We start from the raw sequence: 17676 nt of genomic DNA on the forward strand, positions 1-17676 counted from the left end.
GTGCGGGGCCCCACCCACCCGCCGGTCGATCGAGTCCAGCAGGTGTTTGTGCCCGGCGTTGCCCGGGTGCACCGGGATGTCCCCGGCGTCCTGCAGCCCGGCCCGGTCCACCTGGCCGGTCAGCGTCATCGCCGGGTGCAGCGTGAAGCCGGCCGCGCGGTAGCGGCGGGCGGCGCCCGGGTCGGCGGAGGCGGCGATCATGCCGCGCAGGCAGCCCCGGGCGTACTCGCCGGCCCGGTCCAGCAGCAGCCGTCCGACGCCCCGGCCCTGCGCCTCGGGCAGCACGGCGAAGAGGTTGAGGATCCACACCCCCTCGCGGCGCGCGGAGAGCGCGAAGCCCACCGCCCGGCCGCCGTCCTCGGCCAGCCAGCAGCCGGCGGGGTCGGTCGCGGCCAGATGACGGGTCCGGGCGAGTTGCAGCGTGGTCTCGTCCGCGGTCGGCGGCCGGTTCGGCCCGTCGGGCATCGCCCGGTACGCGGTGTCCCTGATCTCCAGCACGGTTTCGGCATCGGCGCGGAGGTCGCGCACCTGACGAAGGATCATCCGCCCATCCTGGCAAACGCCGAGCGCCCGGGGGAGTGCCGGGTGCCGGCCGGACGTGATCAGGGGCACGCCACCGGCGGGCGATCGCTCGCTGACCGGTGCGCCGCGGTGTGCGAGCATGGGATCTGTGAGGTGGCGGGCCTGTGCCCGCTGGAGAACTACCTGACCACTGTCCGGAATCAATCCGGGCGGCCGCTGGTTGGCACTGGCGGCAGTTTGTCGTCATAGACCGGGAGTAAGCAGATGACCGTCCAGGACGAGACCACCGTCGAGAGTGGTCTGCTCCTTACCGATGCCGCCGCGGCCAAGGTCAAGGGCCTGCTGGATCAGGAAGGCCGCGACGACCTCGCGCTGCGCGTCGCCGTGCAGCCCGGCGGCTGCTCGGGCCTGCGCTACCAGCTCTTCTTCGACGAGCGCTCGCTCGATGGCGACGTCGTCAAGGACTTCAACGGCGTCAAGGTCGTCACCGACCGCATGAGCGCCCCCTACCTCGGCGGTGCCACGGTTGACTTCGTGGACACCATCGAGAAGCAGGGCTTCACGATCGACAACCCGAACGCCACCGGCTCCTGCGCCTGCGGCGACTCGTTCAGCTAACTCGCGTAACGCGCGTACCCCGCGCGGCTCTCGCATTGCTGCGTGACAGAGCGGCGGTGCCCCGGATCTCCTCCGGGGCACCGCCGCTCGTCGTTTGTGTCGCCTGCCGGTTGGGCCGGCTCGTTGTCCTGGCTCAGTTGTCCCGGCTCAGTTGTTCTGGCTCACCGGGCCGCCGTTCGGCGCCGACTCCAGCGGGATGTCCGAGCCGCTGGCCAGGTCCACCACCGCACGGCCCTGCAGCGGCTGGGACAGGCCCGCCACCGCGGACTGCTGCTTCACCAGGTCCGGGCAGAGGTGGCCGACCGGCGGACGCTGGGTGACCACGACCCGGACCCCGACCTGCCCCGGCTTGCTCTCGTCCACCGTGAGGCCGTACTTGTCGCAGACCCCGGCGAAGAAGAAGACGGTCAGCTGGTTGTTCTGCACCAGGTAGCCGGTCGGCTTCTGCTGGGCCAGCGGGTTCACCGGGCTCGCGGGCGGCGGGACGGTGCCCGGAGCGGTCGGGACGGGCGGGCTGGTCGGCACGCCCGGCTGGATCGCGATGGGCGGTGCGATCGCCCCCGGCGGGGTGGCCGCCGCGCCGCCGGTGGGGGCGGAGCCGGCCGCCGGCGCACTCGCGCCCGGGGCGGGGGCGCTCGCCGCGCCGCCGCCGGCCGCGGCGGAGCTGGAGGCGCCCGGCGCCGGTGCGACCGGGCTGGCGCCGCCGGCGGCGCCCGAAGCACTGGCGGAGGGGCTGCTCGAAGCGCTGGCGGACGCACTGCCGGAGGCGGTCGCGCCCGCCAGCGACGCCTTGGCCGACACGCTCGATCCGCCACATGCGCTGACCGTGGCGGCGACCGTGAGCAGCAGCGCGGCGGCCGCGAGCGAGCGCCGCCGCCGGCGCCCGGCCGGGGCGGGCGAGTCGGTCAGCGGGCGGGTGGGCTCGGCCGTGGTCTTCTCGTCCATGGTGCGACGTCCTCCAGTGTTCTGCGGATCCCTGCGGCAGCTGTGGCTGCGCGGATCTGACGTGACACCGAGGAATCCGGTTCCCACCCCCGGCGGAGGAATTTCGCCGACGGCTCCCAGCCCGGCCGGACGGGCCTGGGGCTTGTCCGGCGGACCTTGCCCTAGAGCCCGTACTCGGCCATCCCGGCGACCAGGTCGCGGGTCCGCGCGGGGACCGAGATCGAGCCGCTGGCCCGGCTGCCCGGCTGCGGACCGGCGGCCATCACCGGCCAGAACGCGCCGAGCCGCCGGGAGGAGTCCACCAGCGCGTCCAGCGTGTCCGGATCGGCCTCGCCCACCAGCGCCTCGGGCGAGCGGCCGGGCAGCAGCTCGGCCTTCCACGGCCCGTGCGGCAGCGGGGACATCTGGAACTTCTCGGACATGGCGCGCGCTCCGATCACCGACCGCGGCCTGGTCGCCACGGGCCTGAGGCACTTCGCTGGGGCACTTCCCGGTGACGCCGACCGGCGCCGACTGGCACCGAACGGCACCGACGGCACGTGGGACGCCCCTGATCGCGACCCTAGGCCGACCGGACGTACCGGGCCAGACCTACCCGCAGGTAGTCGCTCGAACGGCAGTAATCGGCCAGGATCCCTTGACCGCGAGCGGACAGCCGGGGCAGGGCCGGTACCGTAGGGGGGTTGTCCGTCTTCTACCGAGGAGCCCATCCGTGCGCATCGCCGTCGCCGGTTCGATCGCCACCGACCACCTGATGACCTTCCCCGGCCGCTTCGCCGACCAGCTGGTCCCCGAGCAGCTGCACACGGTGTCGCTCTCCTTCCTGGTGGACACCCTGGACATCCGGCGCGGCGGTGTCGCGCCGAACATCACCTTCGGCATGGGCCTGCTCGGCCTGCGCCCGGTGCTGGTGGGCGCGGCCGGCGCGGACTTCGCCGAGTACCGCGCCTGGCTGCAGCGGCACAACGTGGACACCGACTCGGTGCACATCTCCGAGACCCGGCACACCGCCCGCTTCATGTGCACCACCGACGAGGACCACAACCAGATCGCCTCGTTCTACACGGGCGCGATGGCCGAGGCCCGCAGCATCGAGCTGAAGCCGGTGGCCGACCGGATCGGCGGCCTGGACCTGGTGCTGATCGGCGCCGACGACCCGCAGGCGATGGTCCGGCACACCCAGGAGTGCCGCAGCCGCGGCTACGCCTTCGCCGCCGACCCCTCGCAGCAGCTGGCCCGCCTGGAGGGCGACGACATCCGCGAGATCGTGGACGGCGCCGCGTACCTGTTCAGCAACGAGTACGAGGCCGCGCTGATCGAGTCCAAGACCGGCTGGACCGCCGCCGACCTGCTCGAGCGGGTCGGCACCCGGGTCACCACGCTGGGCAGCAAGGGCGTCCGGATCGAGCGCAAGGGCGAGTCGGTGATCACCGTCCCGTGTGCCGCCGAGCTGAAGAAGGCCGACCCGACCGGCGTCGGCGACGGCTTCCGGGCCGGCTTCCTGGCCGGCGTCTCGTGGGACCTCGGCCTGGAGCGGGCCGCCCAGATCGGCTGCATGCTCGCCACCCTGGTGATCGAGACGGTCGGCACCCAGGAGTACGAGCTGCGCACCGGCCACTTCCTGGAGCGCTTCGCCGCCGCCTACGGCGAGCAGGCCGCTGCCGAGGTCCGCGCCCAGCTCGGCTGACAGGCGGGCTGGGCTGACCGTCCGGCGCTCGGATCTGAATGCGAATCCGTGCGCGGAGTGACGGATGACAGATGACAGAATCGCGATTCTGTCATCTGTCATCCCGCGTACGTCATCCGTTGCGCGCGGCTCGGCCCCGCAGCGTCAGAGCGCCCGGCGCACCAGATAGGCGACGCCCCGGTCGGCCCCGAAGCGGGCGGCCGGGGCGTCGCCTTCGTACGTCTGGTCGCGCATCCCGCACCAGGCGGGGATGTCCAGCCGGGCCGCCTCGTCGTCGGCGAGCACCACGACCAGACCGCCGACCGGCACCTCGCCGATCCGCTTGGCGAGCTCGATCACCGGCAGCGGGCAGCGCTTGCCCAGCGCGTCCAGCACCAGCGCGTCGAGCACCAGCGCATCCGGCTCCGACTCGTCCGTCACCGACTGCTCCGGCACTGACTCCTCCGGCAGCGGCTCGTCGGCTTCAGTTGTTGTCGCCGTCGCCGTCGCCGTCGCAGTGGCGCCCGCCGGCGCGGGCAGGTCGAGGCCGAGCGGCGCCCGTACGCCGGCCACCAGCTCCGGCAGCACCGCCAGGAACCGCTCCACCTCCGCCCCGGTCGTCCCGGCCGGCAGCGAGACCCGCACGTTGCCCTCGGTCAGCACGCCCATCGCGGCCAGCACGTGACTGGGGGTCAGCGTGCTCGACGTGCAGGAGGAGCCGGAGGAGACCGCGAAGCCGGCCCGGTCCAGCTCGCCGAGCAGCACCTCGCCGTCCACGTAGAGGCAGGAGAAGGTGACCAGGTGCGGCAGTCGGTGCACCGGGTCGCCGACCACCTCCACCTCCGGCACCAGCCGCGGCACGGCGGTCCGGATCCGCTCCACCAGCGCGTGCAGCCGCGCGTTCTCCGCCGCGGCCTCGGCCTGGACGGCGCGCAGCGAGGCGGCCGCCGCCACGATCGCCGGCACGTTGACGAAGCCGGGCACCCGGCCCGCCTCACGCTCGTCGGCGGGCAGCGCGGAGCTGAACCGCACGCCCTTGCGAACCGCCAGTACGCCCACCCCCGCCGGACCGCCCCACTTGTGCGCACTGGCCGTCAGCAGCGACCAGCCGCCGGGCACCGGCAGCCGCCCGGCGCTCTGCGCCGCGTCCACCAGCAGCGGCACCTCGCCCAGCGCGGCAGCCACCTCGGCGACCGGCTGCACCGTCCCGACCTCGTGGTTGGCCGACTGCAGCACCGCGAGCGCGGTGTCGGGGCGGACCAGCGCGGCGAAGTCCCCGGCCCGGACCCGGCCCAGCCGGTCCACCGGGACGGCAGTCGCCGTGCCGCCGTCGGCCTCGTGCAACTCGGCGGTGTGCAGCACGCTGGAGTGTTCGACGGCCGAGTGCAGCAGGTGACGGCCCGTCCGCCGGCGCCCGCGCAGCGCGCCGAGGACGCCCAGGTGCACGGCCTGGGTGCCGCTGCCGGTGAACGAGATCTCGTCGGCCCGGGCGCCGAGCACCTCGGCGACGGTTTCGCGGGCGGCGTCCAGCAGCATCCGGGCCTGTCGGCCGGAGCGGTAGAGCCGGGCCGGGTCGGCCCAGCCCTCGTCGAGGGCGGCGGTCAGCGCCTGCCGGGCGACCGGGTGCAGGGGGGCGGTGGAGGCGGCGTCGAAATAGGGCACGGACAGACACGCTATCCGGCCCTCACGCTCCGTCAGCCGAGCACCGCGTGAAGATCGTCACGGGAAGCGTTTTGTCCGCTTCGTCCGCGCCCGACAGACCGTCACCCGGGCGTTGCAACCGCCTCACCCGTTCGGGCGTACGGGCCTCGAAAGCCTGCCGTGACCTGGGAGTCCGCGCCTGCCGGGGCTGATCGGGTAGCCGGGCGGCGCGTTACCGGGACCTGCTCGTCAGGTCCGCATAAGGCTGGAGTAGGGTTTGGCCCGCATAAGCATTCAAACCGTGCCCGTGGGCGGGTCGCCGGGGAGGCAGACAGTACTCCCGGGGGCGGCGCGATCGCGGGCGAGACTTCGGGAAGGCGCTACGTGAGTCCCAACGGCTCCGACCGCTCGCCGCGGCGCACGATGCGGCGGAAGCTGCCTCAGGCGCTGGCACTGGGCCTCGTCATCGCGACCGCTACCGGCTGCTCGGCCAATGACCTCCCCAGGCTTGGCCTCCCCAGCCCCGTGACCACGACTGGACATCTCGTCCTTCAGATGTGGCAGGGATCCTGGATTGCGGCACTGGTGGTCGGCGCACTGATGTGGGGTCTGATCATCTGGAGCGTGATCTTCCACCGGCGCAGCCGCACCGGTATCCAGATCCCTCCGCAGACCCGGTACAACGTGCCCATCGAGGCGCTCTACACCGCGGTCCCCATCGTCATCGTCTCGGTCCTCTTCTACTTCGTCGCCCGCGACGAGGCGAAGCTGACGCAGGTCTCGGCGAAGCCGCAGCACATCGTCAACGTGGTGGGCTTCCAGTGGAGCTGGGCGTTCAACTACGAGAACTCCGAGAACCCGGACCCCAACAGCCAGCTGGCCGCGTACGACGTGGGCACCCCCAGCCAGATGCCGACCCTCTGGCTGCCCGTCAACGAGTCGGTCGAGTTCCGGCTGACCTCCCGTGACGTGATCCACGACTTCTGGCCCGTCAACTTCATGATGAAGATGGACGTGGTTCCGGGTCTCGTCAACAAGTTCGAGGTCACCCCGACGGTGATCGGCACTTACGACGGCAAGTGCGCGGAACTCTGTGGCGTGGACCACTCCCAGATGCTCTTCAAGGTGAAGGTCGTCTCGCACGACGACTACATCAACCACCTGCAGCAGCTGCGGAACGCGGGCCAGGCGGGCGCGGTGCCTTCGGGCATCACGAGCATGGGAAGTGAATCCAAGTGACCATCCTCAACGAACCCGCCGCGGCCGGCGGGGCCGGAGGCACCGTCACGGCGGGCGGGGCCAAGCGCACCCGCACGCCGGGGGCGACCATCATCAAGTGGCTGACCACCACCGACCACAAGACGATCGGCACGCTGTACCTCGGTACGTCGTTCGGTTTCTTCCTGATCGGTGGCATCCTCGCCCTCGTGATGCGGGCGCAGCTGGCCCAGCCGAACGGCCAGATCCTGTCGAACGAGCAGTTCAACCAGGCGTTCACGATGCACGGCACGATCATGCTGCTGATGTTCGCGACGCCGCTCTTCGCCGGTTTCGCGAACTGGATCATGCCGCTCCAGATCGGCGCTCCCGACGTCGCCTTCCCGCGACTGAACATGTTCGCTTACTGGCTCTACCTGTTCGGTTCGCTGATCGCGGTCGGTGGCTTCCTCACCCCGCAGGGTGCGGCCGACTTCGGCTGGTTCGCCTACTCGCCGCTCTCCGACGCGGTCCGCTCGCCGGGCGTCGGCGCGGACATGTGGATCATGGGTCTGGCCTTCTCCGGCTTCGGCACGATCCTCGGTGCGGTCAACTTCATCACCACCATCATCTGCATGCGCGCCCCCGGCATGACGATGTTCCGGATGTCGATCTTCGTCTGGAACGTCCTGCTGACCGCCGTGCTGGTCCTGCTGGCCTTCCCGGTGCTCGCCGCCGCGCTGTTCGCCCTGGAGGCGGACCGCAAATTCGGGGCCCATATCTTCGACCCGGCCAATGGTGGCGCCCTACTCTGGCAACACCTCTTCTGGTTCTTCGGTCACCCCGAGGTGTACATCATCGCGCTGCCGTTCTTCGGCATCGTCTCCGAGATCATCCCGGTCTTCAGCCGCAAGCCGATGTTCGGCTACTCCGGCCTGATCGCCGCGACGATCGGCATCGCCGGCCTCTCGGTGACGGTGTGGGCGCACCACATGTACGTCACCGGCCAGGTGCTGCTGCCGTTCTTCTCGTTCATGACCTTCCTGATCGCGGTCCCGACCGGTGTGAAGTTCTTCAACTGGGTCGGCACCATGTGGAAGGGCTCGCTGAGCTTCGAGACCCCGATGCTCTGGACGGTCGGCTTCCTGGTGACCTTCCTCTTCGGTGGTCTGACGGGTGTGCTGCTCGCCTCCCCGCCGATCGACTTCCACGTCTCGGACTCGTACTTCGTCGTCGCGCACTTCCACTACGTGGTCTTCGGCACCGTCGTCTTCGCGATGTTCGCCGGCTTCCACTTCTGGTGGCCGAAGATGACCGGCAAGATGCTGGACGAGCGCCTCGGCAAGATCACCTTCTGGACGCTGTTCATCGGCTTCCACACCACGTTCCTGGTCCAGCACTGGCTCGGCGCCGAGGGCATGCCCCGCCGCTACGCCTCCTACCTGGCCTCGGACGGCTTCACCACGCTGAACACCGTGTCGACCATCGGCTCGTTCCTGCTCGGCCTGTCGATCCTGCCGTTCCTCTACAACGTCTGGAAGACCGCCAAGTACGGCGAGAAGATCGAGGTCGACGACCCGTGGGGCTACGGCCGCTCGCTGGAGTGGGCGACCTCCTGCCCGCCGCCGCGGCACAACTTCCTCACGCTGCCGCGCATCCGCTCGGAATCCCCGGCGTTCGACCTGCACCACCCGGACATCGCCGCGCTCGACTACCTGGAGCTGCACGGCCACCTGGCCAAGCACTTCGAGGGTGTCGTGCCGGCTGACTACGACAAGCCCGAGCTGAGCAAGGCCGAGAAGAAGAAGGAGGGCGACGCCTGATGAAGGAACAGGGCAAGATCTTCGCGGGCTTCGCCGTCTTCATCCTGATCATGGCCATCGTCTACGGTGTCTGGACCTCGCACGCCGACGGCCGCACCGAGACGGCCGGCACCACGGCGCTCTTCCTGGCCTTCGGCCTCTGCGCGTTCATCGCCTTCTACCTGGGCTTCACGGCCCGCCGGGTGGACCTGGGCGCGGGCGACAACCCCGAGGCCGAGGTTTCGGACGACGCCGGCGAGATGGGCTTCTTCGCCCCGCACAGCTGGCAGCCGCTCTCGCTGGCGATCGGCGGTGCGCTGGCCTTCTGCGGCGTCATCTTCGGCTGGTGGCTGATGTTCTGGGCCGCTCCGATAATCATGATCGGGCTGTTCGGCTGGGTCTTCGAGTTCTACCGCGGCGAGAACCAGAACCAGTAGGTTCCGGTAGCTCCATGCACGGGCAGGGCCCCTCTTCGGAGGGGCCCTGCCTCGTTCTGTCCCCGCTGTCCTCGTTCTGTCCTCGTCCTGTCCTCGTTCTTCCGACGTTCCTGCCCACGTCCCGCTCTCGTTCCGGTACGGAGCAGCCGGGGCCTCCACGACAGGCCCCGGGCGCCCTTCACCCTCCGCGTTCACTCGGGCGGCCGCAGGCGGGGTGCGCCTGCCCTGTCCAAGTGCGGTGATGTTCCTACGATCTGGAACATCGTCCGAACGTCAGGAGACTCCGGTGGCCGGCAGATCTGCAGCAGGGCGGGAGAAGCACGGGGCGTACGGCCGGGGGAACGGCGACGGCGGGCGCCAGGCCCGCCGGCACAGCCCGATCTGGCTGGCGCTCGCGCCGCTGCTGGTCGGCCCGCTGGCCGCCTGCTCGGGCGGCGGCGGGAGCCCGGGGTCCGCGATAAGTCCGGCGCGGCACGTCGACGCGCTGCGCCTGGTGCACACCTCGGGCCTGCAGGACGCCGAGCCCGGGAAGCCCTTCACGGTGACCGCGGACCCCGGCGACACGATCACCGACGTCACCGTCAGCGCCCCGGACGGGCACGTGGTGCCGGGCGTGATGGACACCGACAGCCACACCTGGCACAGCACCGTCCCGCTGGCCCCCGGCACCCGCTACTCGGCCCGGATCGCGGTCGTGGACGGCCACGGCGGGCGGGGCGAGAGCACCAGCGACCTGACCACCAAGCCGGCCGACAAGCTGCTCACCGCGGAGCTCGGCCCCGACCTCGGCCGGGACGTCTACGGGGTCGGCGAGCCGCTCACCGTGAAGCTCTCGGAGGACGTCAAGGACCCCGCCGCCCGGCAGGTCGTGGAACAGGCCCTCACGGTGGTTTCCACGCCCGCGGTGACCGGTGCCTGGCACTGGGTGGACAGCCGCAACCTGCACTTCCGCCCGAAGGACTACTGGCCGGCCAACGCCCAGGTGAAGCTGGACTACGACCCCCAGGGCCGGCAGATCGAGGGCGGCATGTACGGCGGCGCGCCCGGCTCGGTCTCGTTCAAGACGGGCGACCGGGTCGAGGCGATCGTCGACGCGGCCGCCGACGAGCTGACCTTCAAGCGCAACGGCGAGGTGGTCAACACCATCCCGGTGACCACCGGCAAGCCCGGTTTCGACACCCGCAACGGCATCAAGGTGGTGCTCGGCCAGGAGCGGGAGGTGCAGATGAGCAGCGAGACGATCGGCATCGCCAAGGGCAGCAGCGAGGCGTACGACCTGAAGGTGGAGTGGGCGACCCGGGTGACCTGGAGCGGTGAGTACGTGCACGCCGCCCCCTGGTCGGTGGCCTCCCAGGGGGTGGAGAACGTCAGCCACGGCTGCACCGGGATGAGCATCGACAACGCGCGCTGGTTCTACCAGCAGACCCGGGTCGGCGACATCGTCCAGGTGGTCAACAGCATGGGGCACCAGATGGAGCCGTTCGGCAACGGCTTCGGCGACTGGAACCTGAGCTGGGACGACTGGGTCAAGGGCAGCGCCCTGGGCAAGCCGGTGGACACCACCGCCCCGGTCCCGGTGGTCCAGGCCGCCGCCACGCTGCGACCGCAGGTCTGAGCCGCGGTCACCGGCGGGATCACCCGGACAGCTGACCGTTCCGCCCGGCGGAACCCTCCCCGTAGACGAGGTCCAGCGCGCTGAGCACAGCCGCCAGGGCCTCGTCTCGCGTCACCCCGAGCCGGGCCGCCCGCTCGGCGTACTCGCCGGCCGCGGCGCTCGCCAGCCGGTGCGCGGCGTCCCCGACGGCGGCCACCAGCGTGCCGCGCCGGCCGTGCGTCTCCACCACGCCGTCGGTCTCCAGCTCGCGGTACGCGCGGGCCACCGTGTTGGCGGCCAGCCCGAGCTCCTCGGCGAGCGCCCGTACCGTCGGCAGCTTCATCCCGGCCTGCAGCGTCCCCGCCCTGGCCTGCTCGGCGATCTGGCGGCGCAGCTGCTCGTAGGGGGGAGTGGCGGCGGCATGGTCGATGCTCAACTGCACGGGTTCTCCTAGCTGACGGGGCGAAAGGTCGCAGTGTGGCCCCATTGTGCCCGTCTCCGGGAGGTCCGGGTACATATGCCAGGGACATCGGGCGGGGACGCCGGGGGAATGCCAAGAGCCCCCGTCCGGCGGTGCCGGACGGGGGCTCTCAGGTGGCTGACTGACCTGTCGGATCAGGCGATCAGTGGTGGCCGTGGCCGCTGGTGATCTCCTTGTGTTCCTCTTCGGTCGGCTTGGGGATCTGGTTGCCCTCGCCGAAGAAGCCCTCGGACAGCGCGGCCCGGGTCTTCGTCACGATGCCGACCTTGCGGGCGACACCGTTCTCGTCCACCTCGGCGGGCAGTTCGATCGGCTCGTACTGCTCGTGCGAGGTGAGCGTGTGCAGCGTGCCCTGCGGGAGCTGCGCGTGGATCTCGACGAACTCACCGTGCGGCAGGCGCTTGATGACGCCGGTCTCGCGACCGTGCAGCACCTTCTCCTTGTCACGGCGCTGCAGGCCGAGGCACCAGCGCTTGGTGACGAAGAAGACGATCACCGGGACGATGAACGAGCCGGCCCGCACGAAGTACGTGATGTCGTTCAGCGACAGGTGGAAGTGCGTCGCGATCAGGTCGTTGCCACCGCCGGAGAGCAGCACCAGGTAGAGGCTGATCCAGGCGGCGCCGAGCGCGGTGCGCACCGGGGCGTTGCGCGGGCGGTCCAGGATGTGGTGCTCGCGCTTGTCGCCGGTGATCCAGCTCTCGATGAACGGGTAGACCGCGACCGCGGCCAGCACCAGCGGGAAGAGCATCAGCGGGATGAAGACACCCAGGTTCAGGGTGTGGCCCCAGGCGCGGATCTCCCAGCCCGGCATGACACGGATCAGACCCTCGGCGAAGCCCATGTACCAGTCGGGCTGGGCGTCGGTGGAGACCTGGTCCGGGCGGTACGGGCCGTAGGCCCAGACCGGGTTGACCGAGGCGATCGCGGACATCGCCGCGATGATGCCGAAGACCAGGAAGAAGAAGCCACCGGCCTTGGCCATGTAGACCGGCATCAGCGGCATGCCGACGACGTTCTTCTCGGTCTTGCCCGGGCCCGCCCACTGGGTGTGCTTGTGGTAGAAGACCAGGATCAGGTGCGCCACCAGCAGGCCGAGCATGATGCCCGGGATCAGCAGCACGTGGATCGTGAAGAACCGCGGCACGATGTCGGTACCCGGGAACTCCCCGCCGAACAGGAAGAACGAGATGTAGGTACCCACCAGCGGGACGGCCAGGATCGCGCCTTCCATGAACCGGATACCGGTACCGGAGAGCAGGTCGTCCGGGAGCGAGTAGCCGAGGAAGCCGTCGAAGAAGCCCAGGAAGAGCAGCAGGAAGCCGAAGATCCAGTTGATCTCGCGGGGCTTGCGGAACGCGCCGGTGAAGAAGACGCGCATCATGTGCACGAACATCGCGGCGACGAAGACGATGGCAGCCCAGTGGTGGATCTGCCGGATCAGCAGACCACCGCGGACCTCGAAGCTGATGTTCAGCGTCGAGGCGTAGGCCTCGGAGACCCGGATGCCGTTCAACGGCGCGTACGAGCCGTTGTAGATGACCTCGCCCATGCTCGGCTTGAAGAACAGGGTGAGGTAGACACCGGTCAGGATGATGATGATGAAGCTGTAGAGGCAGATCTCACCGAGCATGAAGGACCAGTGGTCCGGGAAGATCTTGCGCAGGTTGGCCTTGGCCAGGGAGTAGATCCCCAGCCGGCCGTCCAGGTAGTCCGCGGCGGCTTCCGCCTTGTTCGCGGGCTTGGCGCGGGTGCTGGCCGGAGCGGCCTGCTTTGCGCTGGTTGACGCGGAACTCATTCGCTGCGCTCCCAGAAGCTCGGGCCGACGGGGTGGCTGAAGCCCCCGGTGGCTACCAGGTAGCCCGAGGCATCAGTGGTGATCTTCAGCTGCGGCAGGGGGTGCCCGGCCGGGCCGAAGATCACGCGGGCGCCGTCCGACAGGTCGAAGGTCGACTGGTGGCAGGGGCAGAGCGCGTGGTGGGTCTGCTGCTCGTACAGCGAGATCGGGCAACCGACGTGGGTGCAGATCTTGGAGTACGCGAGCACGCCCTGGAAACCGAGGTTCGCCGAGTTGGCGTCCTTGATGTCCTCCGGCTGGATGCGGATCAGCATCAGCGCGTCCTTGGCGATGGCCTCCTGGAAGTCCTCGTCGGTCTCCTGGAGACCGGCGGGGCGCAGCGCCGAGGGGCCGGGCTTCGCGAAGGTCAGCGAGCCGGTCACGATGTCCGAGGCCAGCATCGGCTGGTTGGTGTTCATGTTGACCAGGCGGATCGGCGCGGCCGTGGTGGCCTCGTTCCAAGCCGTCTCGTCGAGCTTCTTCTCGGGCAGCGGGCCGAGGTCGCGCAGCAGCATCACGCCGGAGAGCGGGACCAGGGCCATCGAGCCGATCAGCGTGTTGCGGATCAGCTTGCGGCGACCGAAGGCGGACTCGTTGGCGCCGTCCTTGAACTGCTGGATGACGTTGGCACGGGTCTCGTCGTCGGCCTCGATCGGGTGCCGCTCGGCCGCCTGCTCGACGTCCGACATCAGGGTGCGGGCCCAGTGGACCGCGCCCGCGCCGATGCAGAAGAGCGCCACCGCGAGGGTCATGCCGAGCGCGAAGTTCATCGCGCTGACGTGGCCCAGCGGGAAGATGTAGATGATCTTGTTCGGGTCGATGCTCACGTACGAGGCGATGAAGCCGACCGTGGCGACCATCGAGATCACGAAGAGCAGCGACACCTGACGTTCGGCCCGGTTGGCGGCCTTCTCGTCGATGTCGGTCCGACGCGGCAGGTGGGCGGGCATGCCCGGGTCCGCGAACGGGTTGTCGGCGCCGGCGAGATCGCCGTGCCCTTCGGCGGCATCGTGTGCCGTCGGCAGCTTGTCGTCTGACATGTCGTGGCTCATGACTTCTTGGCCTTGGTGGTGTGAGCGGCGACCCAGATCGCGATGGCGATCAGGACACCGAGACCGAAGATCCAGCCGAACAGACCCTCGGTCACCGGACCGAGGCTGCCCAGCGAGAGACCGCCGGGGTTCGGAGCCTCGTTCGCCTGGTAGCGGACGAACGCCACGATCTCCTGCTTCTGCTGCTCCGGCATGGTGGTGTCGGGGAACGAAGGCATGTTCTGCGGGCCGGTCTGCATGGCCTCGTAGATGTGCTTCGGGTCGACGTTCTCCAGCGACGGAGCGAACTTGCCCTGGGTCAGGGCGCCACCCGCACCGGCGAAGTTGTGGCACTGCGAGCAGTTGGTACGGAACAGCTCGCCACCCTTGGAGATGGCGTCGGTCTCCGTGCTGGTGTACTGCTCGGCGGTCGGCGTCACCGGGCCGGGGCCCAGCGAGGCGACGAAGGCGGCCAGCTGGTCGATCTCGGCCTGGCTGTAGATGTTCTTCTTCTTCGGGACCTGTGCGCCCGGCTGCTGGGCGGGCATCCGGCCCGTGCCGACCTGGAAGTCGACCGCGGCGGAACCCACGCCCACCAGGCTCGGGCCCATGCTGCCGCCCTCGCCGTTGAGGCCGTGGCAGGAGGAACAGCCCACGGCGAAGAGCCGCTTGCCCTCATCGATCGCGAGCGACTGCGCCGAGCTGTCGGCCTTCGCCGTCTGGGCGGGCGCGAATTCTTCGTACAGCCCCCCGGTGGCCGCGAGGGCGAAGAGTAGGACGACCAGCGCCGCCAGTGGGTGGCGCCGTCGTGCGGAGAGCTTTTTCACGGATTAACCCCGGTGTCAGGATCTGGTCGGCTGGTCTGGTTGGCCCGGTGTCGGTGTCAACACCGGCAGGGGCATGGGCACGGGCAAAGGACCCGGAGCCTTTGGGGGCAGCGGGTCCGGCCGGCGGCCAGCGACCTGATCGGTTACTTGATCAGGTAGATGGTCGCGAACAGGCCGATCCAGACCACGTCGACGAAGTGCCAGTAGTACGACACGACGATCGCCGCGGTGGCCTGCTCATGCGTGAACCGCTTGGCCGCGTAGGTCCGCCCCAGCACCAGCAGAAAGGCGATCAGACCGCCCGTCACGTGGAGCCCGTGGAAGCCGGTGGTCAGGTAGAACACCGAGCCGTACGGGTCGGAGGACAACGAGAGGTGGTCCTTCTTCACCAGCGAGGTGTACTCGTAGATCTGACCGCCGATGAAGGTCGCGCCCATCACGAAGGTGACCGCGAACCACGACCGGAGCTTCTTGACGTCACCGCGCTCGGCGGCGAAGACGCCGAGCTGGCAGGTGAGCGAGGAGAGCACCAGGATCGTGGTGTTCACGGAGGAGAAGGGGACGTTGAGGGCATGCGCCTTCTCGGCCCAGAAGTCTGGTCCCTTCACGGATCGTGCCGTGAAGTACATCGCGAAGAGGGCCGCGAAGAACATCAGCTCGGAACTCAGCCAGACGATGGTTCCGACGCTGGTCATGTTCGGTCGGTTGACCGATCCATGAGCGTGCCCGGTTTCTGTTGCTGTTGCTGTCGCCACGACCGACATTATGTCGGTCCCTTATTCCGTCTTCACGTCGGGGGGTCTCCCTCGGAGTGTCCGGTGCGTGCGGTATGCCCGGATGGCCGCGCCGGACCCCCGGCGCGTCGCCGGTACCGCGCCGAGCAGCGGCGATTCGTGGACGGCCGGGAGGACGCCGGGAGGATTATGACGGCGCATCGGCCCCGACCACCCGTCTGCCGCTCGTGTCCTGACGCCCGCGGGGGCGTACCGGGGGTACCGGCCTGGGCCGTACGGGTGGAGTGTGTACACGGGGGTGACGTCAAGTCGGCCGAGTGGGTGAAGGTCCGCCGGTGGCGGCTCCGGCCCGGTGTAGGACCCCTCCGGCGGTGCTCCGGCAGCCTTCCGGCAGTGGTCTTTCGGCGCTCCGGCGGCGCTCCTGCCGTGGTCCGCGCCCGGCCCGGTGCGGCGGGTGCCCCCCGGTACCGACGAGATCGCGCGAGGCGCTCACCGGGACGGGTGATCGGGAGTAGCATCCGGTGGTGACTGGACGTGGTCTGGATCACATGGGAGCAGGGCCGATGACGCACACGAGCGACGAGACTCTCACCGTTCTCGTCTACAGCGACGATCGCAACACCCGCGCGCAGGTCACCGAGGCGCTCGGCCGCCGGCCCGCCGCCGACCTGCCGGAGCTGACCTACCTGGAGTGCGCGACCACCCCCGCGGTGCTCCGCGCACTGGAGAAGGGCGGCGTGGACCTCTGCGTCTTCGACGGCGAGGCGGTGCCGGCCGGCGGCCTGGGTCTGGGCCGCCAGGTGAAGGACGAGATCTACGGCTGCCCGCCGGTGCTGGTGCTGATCGGCCGCCCGCAGGACAGCTGGCTGGCCGCCTGGAGCCGGGCCGACGCGGCGATCTCGCACCCGGTGGACCCGGTCGCGCTGGCCGAGGCGGCCGCGACGCTGCTGCGCGGCCGGCTCGGCTCGCGCAGCCTGTCGCGCTGACCGTCCCGCCGATCGGACGGCCCGGGCGGGCCGCCCGGCCCGGGACGTCTCAGCAGGAGAGAAGGGCCGCCGCGGATCGGACGACGGCCCGGCACCGATGGCTAGGCTGGCCGCATCCCCTATACGTGCACCGGATGCGAGCTGGAGTCGGCCATGGTGAATGTGAACCCTGCGAACGGCGGTCAGGACCCCGCGCAGGTGGTCCGCACCTGGCCGGATCTGCTCGGCACGCTGCTGGACGGCTGCGACCTCGCCCAGGCGGACACCGCCTGGGCGATGGACCAGATCATGAGCGGCGAGGCCAGCGCCGCCCAGGTGGCGGGCTTCATGGTCGCGCTGCGGGCCAAGGGCGAGACCGTCGCGGAGATCTCGGGACTGGTCGAGGCGATGTACGCGCACGCCGAGCCGCTGCACATCCCGGGCCCGGCGGTGGACATCGTCGGCACCGGTGGCGACCGGGCGAAGACCGTCAACATCTCCACCATGTCGGCCATCGTCGCGGCGGCGGCCGGCGCCAAGGTGGTCAAGCACGGCAACCGCGCCGCCTCCTCGGCCAGCGGCTCCTCGGACGTGCTGGAGCGGCTCGGGATCCGGCTGGACCTGGCGCCCGAGCGGGTCGCCGAGATCGCCGAGGAGGTCGGCCTGACCTTCTGCTTCGCCGCGCGGTTCCACCCCGCGATGCGGCACGCCGCGCCGGCCCGGCGCGAGCTCGGGGTGCCGACCGCGTTCAACATCCTGGGCCCGCTGACCAACCCGGCCCGTGTCACCGCGCACGCGGTCGGCTGCTTCGACACCCGGCTGGCCGGGCTGATCGCCGGCGTGCTGGCCCGGCGCGGCGCGAGCGCGCTGGTCTTCCGCGGTGACGACGGCCTGGACGAGCTGACCGTCTGCTCGACCTCGCAGGTCTGGATCGTGCGGGCCGGCCAGGTCACCGAGACCGTGCTGGACCCGCGTGAGCTCGGCATCGAGCTGGTCGGGATCGAACGGCTGCGCGGCGCGGACGCCGGCTACAACGCGGACGTGGCCCGCCGGGTGCTGGCCGGCGAGCGCGGTCCGGTGCGCGACGCGGTGCTGCTCAACTCGGCCGCCGCGCTGGTCGCGCTGGAGCTCACCGACGCGCCGCTGACCGAGCAGCTGGCCGCCGCGATGGTCCGCACCGCCGCCGCGATCGACTCCGGCGCGGCGCAGAGCACCCTCAAGCACTGGGCGGACGCGACCACGCGCTGAGCCCCTCGAGCCGTCCGACAAGGGCCCGGGGCCTGTCGTCAGACCCCCTTCTGCTCGGCGACGCCATGCACGCACTCTCGCCGCGCCGGGCACAGGCCCAAGTACGTCCAGTACGAGGGCCTGTGCCCGGC

17 protein-coding genes are annotated in these 17676 nt (G+C 70.4%); 8 read left to right on the forward strand and 9 right to left on the reverse strand.

The window, feature by feature from the left end:
* A partial coding sequence (locus AC060L_RS36760; protein WP_483803346.1) for a GNAT family N-acetyltransferase occupies positions 1-543 on the reverse strand: 543 nt, incomplete at its 3' end.
* 243 nt (positions 544-786) lie between these two features.
* On the opposite strand from AC060L_RS36760, the gene erpA reads away from it, so the two are divergent.
* A complete protein-coding gene (gene erpA, locus AC060L_RS36765; protein ID WP_035850108.1) occupies positions 787-1140 on the forward strand; it encodes an iron-sulfur cluster insertion protein ErpA in 354 nt (117 codons plus the stop codon).
* A 147-nt stretch (positions 1141-1287) separates the two neighbouring features.
* Here the strand turns inward: erpA and AC060L_RS36770 are convergent, their stop codons facing one another.
* The gene (locus tag AC060L_RS36770; RefSeq protein WP_483803347.1) at positions 1288-2085 is read right to left on the reverse strand and encodes a hypothetical protein; all 798 of its coding nucleotides are present in this window, start codon (positions 2083-2085) and stop codon (positions 1288-1290) included.
* 161 nt (positions 2086-2246) lie between these two features.
* A complete protein-coding gene (locus AC060L_RS36775) occupies positions 2247-2507 on the reverse strand; it encodes a hypothetical protein (protein WP_483803348.1) in 261 nt (86 codons plus the stop codon).
* A gap of 290 nt (positions 2508-2797) precedes the next feature.
* On the opposite strand from AC060L_RS36775, the gene AC060L_RS36780 reads away from it, so the two are divergent.
* The gene (locus tag AC060L_RS36780; RefSeq protein WP_483803349.1) at positions 2798-3772 is read left to right on the forward strand and encodes a carbohydrate kinase family protein; all 975 of its coding nucleotides are present in this window, start codon (positions 2798-2800) and stop codon (positions 3770-3772) included.
* Positions 3773-3916: 144 nt separating this feature from the next.
* Here the strand turns inward: AC060L_RS36780 and AC060L_RS36785 are convergent, their stop codons facing one another.
* Positions 3917-5413, reverse strand: coding sequence for an aminotransferase class V-fold PLP-dependent enzyme (locus tag AC060L_RS36785; protein ID WP_483803350.1), 1497 nt, complete (start codon positions 5411-5413; stop codon positions 3917-3919).
* Positions 5414-5776: 363 nt separating this feature from the next.
* Here AC060L_RS36785 and ctaC point away from each other — a divergent pair, with 363 nt between their 5' ends.
* From ctaC to AC060L_RS36805, 4 genes are all read left to right on the forward strand, one after another.
* Entirely contained in the window at positions 5777-6631 is an 855-nt protein-coding gene (gene ctaC / locus AC060L_RS36790; RefSeq protein WP_483803351.1) for an aa3-type cytochrome oxidase subunit II, read from the forward strand.
* A complete protein-coding gene (gene ctaD, locus AC060L_RS36795) occupies positions 6628-8412 on the forward strand; it encodes an aa3-type cytochrome oxidase subunit I (RefSeq protein WP_483803352.1) in 1785 nt (594 codons plus the stop codon). Before ctaC ends, ctaD begins: the two co-directional genes overlap by 4 nt.
* The gene (locus AC060L_RS36800; protein WP_483803353.1) at positions 8412-8828 is read left to right on the forward strand and encodes a cytochrome c oxidase subunit 4; all 417 of its coding nucleotides are present in this window, start codon (positions 8412-8414) and stop codon (positions 8826-8828) included. Before ctaD ends, AC060L_RS36800 begins: the two co-directional genes overlap by 1 nt.
* Before the next feature lie 286 nt (positions 8829-9114).
* Positions 9115-10443 (forward strand): L,D-transpeptidase, encoded by a 1329-nt coding sequence (locus AC060L_RS36805; protein ID WP_483803354.1) that lies wholly within the window; start codon positions 9115-9117, stop codon positions 10441-10443.
* Positions 10444-10462: 19 nt separating this feature from the next.
* Here the strand turns inward: AC060L_RS36805 and AC060L_RS36810 are convergent, their stop codons facing one another.
* The 5 genes from AC060L_RS36810 to ctaE all read right to left on the reverse strand — a co-directional run bounded on the left by AC060L_RS36810 (position 10463) and on the right by ctaE (position 15362).
* Complete coding sequence (locus tag AC060L_RS36810) at positions 10463-10909, reverse strand: GntR family transcriptional regulator (RefSeq protein ID WP_483803355.1); 447 nt, start codon at positions 10907-10909, stop codon at positions 10463-10465.
* A 136-nt stretch (positions 10910-11045) separates the two neighbouring features.
* The gene (qcrB, locus tag AC060L_RS36815; protein ID WP_483803356.1) at positions 11046-12701 is read right to left on the reverse strand and encodes a cytochrome bc1 complex cytochrome b subunit; all 1656 of its coding nucleotides are present in this window, start codon (positions 12699-12701) and stop codon (positions 11046-11048) included.
* A complete protein-coding gene (qcrA, locus tag AC060L_RS36820) occupies positions 12698-13792 on the reverse strand; it encodes a cytochrome bc1 complex Rieske iron-sulfur subunit (protein ID WP_483803357.1) in 1095 nt (364 codons plus the stop codon). Before qcrA ends, qcrB begins: the two co-directional genes overlap by 4 nt.
* Positions 13789-14598: a cytochrome bc1 complex diheme cytochrome c subunit gene (gene qcrC, locus AC060L_RS36825; RefSeq protein WP_483803358.1), complete on the reverse strand. Its 810-nt coding sequence runs from the start codon at positions 14596-14598 to the stop codon at positions 13789-13791. Before qcrC ends, qcrA begins: the two co-directional genes overlap by 4 nt.
* Positions 14599-14741: 143 nt before the next feature.
* On the reverse strand, positions 14742-15362 hold the full coding sequence (ctaE, locus tag AC060L_RS36830; protein WP_145906511.1) for an aa3-type cytochrome oxidase subunit III: 621 nt from the start codon (positions 15360-15362) through the stop codon (positions 14742-14744).
* 533 nt (positions 15363-15895) lie between these two features.
* Between ctaE and AC060L_RS36835 the strand changes: the two genes are divergently transcribed.
* Entirely contained in the window at positions 15896-16318 is a 423-nt protein-coding gene (locus AC060L_RS36835) for a hypothetical protein (RefSeq protein ID WP_483803359.1), read from the forward strand.
* Between the two features lie 153 nt (positions 16319-16471).
* Entirely contained in the window at positions 16472-17545 is a 1074-nt protein-coding gene (gene trpD / locus AC060L_RS36840) for an anthranilate phosphoribosyltransferase (RefSeq protein ID WP_483803360.1), read from the forward strand.
* The last annotated feature ends 131 nt before the right edge of the window (positions 17546-17676 follow it).

Source organism: Kitasatospora sp. NEAU-69 (genome assembly GCF_057158765.1).